This window comes from Actinomycetota bacterium (assembly GCA_036280995.1).
Classification (GTDB): Bacteria; Actinomycetota; CALGFH01; order CALGFH01; family CALGFH01; genus CALGFH01.
In genome coordinates, this window is sequence record DASUPQ010000897.1 from 1 (window position 1) to 3,679 (window position 3,679).

A 3,679-nucleotide genomic window follows, 5' to 3' on the forward strand; every position below is an offset into this window, starting at 1 on the left:
GCTGGGCTGCTGGCCGGGCTGGAGCCTGGGCGGGCCGACCTGGACGCGCGGGTGCTGGTGCCGCTGCTGGAACGCGGCGAGCTGGCCGGGCGGGCGTTCCAGGGCCCGATGGCCGACGCCGGCACCCTGGCCCGCCTGCTCGACGTCTCGGCCGGCCTTCTGACCGGCCGCTGGCCCTACGCCCTGCCGCCGGGTCGCGCCTGCCGGGGGGCCGGGCCCGGGCCGGTGTTCGCCGGCCCGGGGGCCGAGGTCGACCCGGCGGCCGTGCTGGCCGGGCCGGTGATGCTGGACGCCGCCGCCCGGGTCGGCCCCGGCGCGGTGGTGACCAGGGCGGTGGTCGGCCCCGGGGCCGTGGTCGGCCCCGGGGCCCGGGTGGTCGGCGCGTTCCTCGGCCCCGGCGCCGGGGTGCCCCCCGGCGCCACCGCCACCGCCGCCCTCGTCCCCGCCCCTCCCGACCCGGACCCCGAGCGCGACCACGACCCCGCGGGGTAGCCTCGGGCCGGCGTTGATCCCAGGGAGGAGGAGCTCGTGGCCGACCCGCTCACGATCGGTCTGCTCGGCGGCACCGGACCCCAGGGCCGGGGGCTGGCGATGCGGATGGCCCTTGCCGGGCATCGGGTGCTGCTCGGGTCGCGCGACCCGGCGCGGGCGGCGGGGATCGTGGCCGACCTGCTGGACGGGCGGGACCTGCCGATCGAGGGGGTCGGCAACCCGGACGCGGCCGCCAAGGCCGACGTCGTCTTCCTCGTCTTCCCCTATGCCGGGCAGGCCGACGTGCTGCCCGACCTGGCCGGGCCGATCGGCGCCAAGGTGGTGGTCGACGTCATCAACCCGCTCGGTTGGGACGACCAGGGCCCCTACCTGCTGGAGGTGCCCGAGGGCAGCGCCGCCGAGCAGGCGGCCGCCCTGCTGCCCCAGGCCCGGGTGGTGGCCGCCTTCCACCATGCCGCGCCCAAGCTGCTGGCCGACCCCGAACGGCAGGTCGAGACGGACGTGCTGGTCGTCAGCGACGACCCGGAGGCCAAGGGGCTGGTGCTGGAGCTGGCCGACCAGATCCCCGGCTGCCGGGGGGTCGACGCCGGGCCGCTGCGGCTGGCCCGCCAGCTGGAGGGGTTCACGGCGGTGATCGTCGGGATCAACCGCCGCCACAAGATCCACGCCGGCCTGCGGATCTCCCGGCTCGGCGACGAGCGCCGCCGGCGTCTGAACGCGGAGCTGCGACCGGGGAATCGGGACCGGGAGGAGGGCCCGTGAGGATCTACACCCGCAGGGGCGACGACGGCACCACCGGGCTGCTCTACGGCGGCCGGGTCGACAAGAGCGACCAGCGCACCGAGACCTACGGCACCACCGACGAGGCGGTGGCCGCCCTCGGCATGGCCAGGGTGTTCATCGCCGACAGCATCCTGGCCGACCTGGTCCTGCGGCTGCAGCGGGAGCTGTTCGTGGCCGGGGCCGAGCTGGCCACCGCCACCGAGAACAGCCACAAGCTCAGCCCGGGCGAGACCAAGGTGACGGCCGAGATGGTCGACGGGCTCGAGGAGGCGATCGACGAGTACGTGGCCCGGACCCACATGCCCGAGGAGTTCATCGTCCCCGGCGAGTCGCGCGGCTCGGCCTTCCTGGACTACGCCCGGACCGTGATCCGCCGGGCCGAGCGCCAGACGGTGGCCATGGACCGGGCCGGGATGCTGGTCGACGGCGAGGTCGTCCGCTACCTCAACCGCCTGGCCGACCTGATCTTCGTGCTCGCCCGCTACGAGGAGGGCGACTTCCGCACCCTCCGCACCGGCTGACCGTGCGGCACGTCACCGACGCCCGCGGCACCTCGGTGGCGCTGCCCGACCGGGTCGGGCGGGTGGTGAGCCTGGTCCCGTCGCTGACCGAGTGGCTGGTCGTCACCGGGGTGGGGGAGCGGCTGGTCGGGGTCACCGACTGGTGCGTGGAGCCGGCCGGCGCGCTGGAGGGGCTGACCAGGGTCCGGGGCACCAAGAACCCCGACCTGGCGGCCATCCGCGGCCTGGAGCCCGACCTGGTCGTGGCCAACGCCGAGGAGAACCGCAAGCTGGACGTCCAGCGCCTGGAGGCGGGCGGGCTGGCCGTGTTCGTGACCATGCCGACCACCGTCGCCGGGGCCGTCGGCGAGCTGCGCGACCTCGCGGCCGCCGTCGGCGACCTGCCGGGGGCGGCGGCCCTTGACGCCGAGCTGGTCGCCGCCGTGGCCGACGCCTACCGCCGCCAGCCGGCCCGCCGCGTCCGCTACGCCTGTCCGGTCTGGCGCGACCCGTGGCTGTGGCTGGGCCGCCGGACCTATGCGGCCGACCTGCTGGGCCTGGCCGGGGGCGAGCCGGTGCTGGACGACCCCGCCACCCGCTACCCGAAGCTCGACCCGGCGGAGCTGGCCGCCCGCGCCCCCGAGGTGGTGCTGCTTCCCTCCGAGCCGTACGAGTTCGGCCAGGCCGACGCCGACGAGGTGGCCGCCGCCTTCGCCGGGACCCGGGTCGAGCTGGCCGACGGCCGCGCCCTCACCTGGTACGGCCCGCGCATCCCGGCCGCCCTGGCCAGCTTCCGCGAGCTCCTGGGTGGGGCGCCGTGAGCGGCGAGCACCTCACCGACGGCTGGGAGCCGGACCTGCCGGTCGGCGACACGCTGCTGCGGCGGTTCCTGTTCAACCTGGCCGCCTTCCACGAGGTGCCGGCCGTCGCGGCCGGGGGCAGGGTGCTGCGCCGCGACGACTTCGTCGCCGCCGATCTGGGCCGCCCGGCGGCCATGCACAACGCGGCCACGCTGCTGCGGCCGCTGCCTTTCGACCGGCCCGGGGAGGTCCTTGACGAGGTCGAAGGGTTCTTCGACGGCGGCGGCTCCGGCGAGGTCTACCTGTGGAGCGCCTGGCCGACCCCGGATCTGCGCCCCCGCGGCTGGGTGCTGGAGGGGCACCCGCCGATGCTGCTGCGGCCGCCGGGAGGCGGGCCGGTCCCGCCGGTCCCGCCCGGCCTCCGCGTCGAGCGGGTCGCCGGGGCCGGCGCCCTGCGCGACTGGGAGCGGGTGGCGGTGGACGGCTTCCCCTACCGCGAGCTCCAGCCGTACCGCCCCGGGGCGCTGCTGGACGAGCGGGTCCTGGCCGACGGGCGGCTGCGGCTGTGGGTCGGCTACGAGCACGGCCGGGCCGTCTGCCTCGGCTCGCTGTTCGTGGACGCCGGGGTGGCGCACTTCTCGCTCGGGGTGACCCTCCCGGAGGCCAGGCGCCGCGGCTACTGGGCGGCCATGGCCGCCGTGCGGCTGCTGGACGCGCCCGGCCTGCCGTTGGTCGGGGTGTTCAGCGACATGAGCAGGCCCAGCGCCGAGGCGATCGGGTTCCTGCCCATCGCCCGCTTCACCCTCTGGCACCGGGCCCGCTGAACCGCCGCCGGCCTACTTCTTGATGAGCTCGGCCTCGATTTCCAGGCGGACGTCCTTGGAGAGCAGGAACCCGCCCGTCTCCAGGGCGGCGTTCCAGGTCAGGCCCCAGTCCTCCCGGTTGACCTTGGCCACGACCCCGGAGAAGCCGATCCGCTGGTTGCCCCAGGGGTCGATGGCGCCGCCCAGGAACTCGACCTCCACGGTGACCGGGCGGGTCGTGCCCTTGATGGTGAGCTCGCCGTCGACCTTCCACTCGGTCTCGCCCTCGCCGGGCCGGATG

At 76.3% G+C, this 3,679-nt stretch carries 6 protein-coding genes; 5 read left to right on the forward strand and 1 reads right to left on the reverse strand.

Translation table 11 applies throughout. The annotated features are described in order from the left end of the window. The 5 genes from VF468_29915 to VF468_29935 all read left to right on the forward strand — a co-directional run. Positions 1 to 492, forward strand: a 492-nt coding sequence (locus VF468_29915; GenBank protein HEX5882502.1) for a hypothetical protein, incomplete at its 5' end; no start/stop codon positions are given. Between the two features lie 36 nt (positions 493 to 528). Further along, the gene (gene npdG / locus VF468_29920; GenBank protein HEX5882503.1) at positions 529 to 1,254 is read left to right on the forward strand and encodes an NADPH-dependent F420 reductase; all 726 of its coding nucleotides are present in this window, start codon (positions 529 to 531) and stop codon (positions 1,252 to 1,254) included. Then, on the forward strand, positions 1,251 to 1,796 hold the full coding sequence (locus VF468_29925; protein HEX5882504.1) for a cob(I)yrinic acid a,c-diamide adenosyltransferase: 546 nt from the start codon (positions 1,251 to 1,253) through the stop codon (positions 1,794 to 1,796). The genes npdG and VF468_29925 overlap by 4 nt, the downstream gene beginning before the upstream one ends. Positions 1,797 to 1,798: 2 nt before the next feature. Next, positions 1,799 to 2,596: a helical backbone metal receptor gene (locus VF468_29930; protein HEX5882505.1), complete on the forward strand. Its 798-nt coding sequence runs from the start codon at positions 1,799 to 1,801 to the stop codon at positions 2,594 to 2,596. Beyond that, positions 2,593 to 3,399 carry an N-acetyltransferase gene (locus tag VF468_29935; protein ID HEX5882506.1) on the forward strand — a complete coding sequence of 269 codons (807 nt, stop codon included), beginning with the start codon at positions 2,593 to 2,595 and terminating at the stop codon, positions 3,397 to 3,399. The genes VF468_29930 and VF468_29935 overlap by 4 nt, the downstream gene beginning before the upstream one ends. A 12-nt stretch (positions 3,400 to 3,411) precedes the next feature. Here the strand turns inward: VF468_29935 and VF468_29940 are convergent. Next, the coding region (locus VF468_29940; GenBank protein HEX5882507.1) for a YceI family protein at positions 3,412 to 3,679 on the reverse strand (268 nt) is incomplete at its 5' end.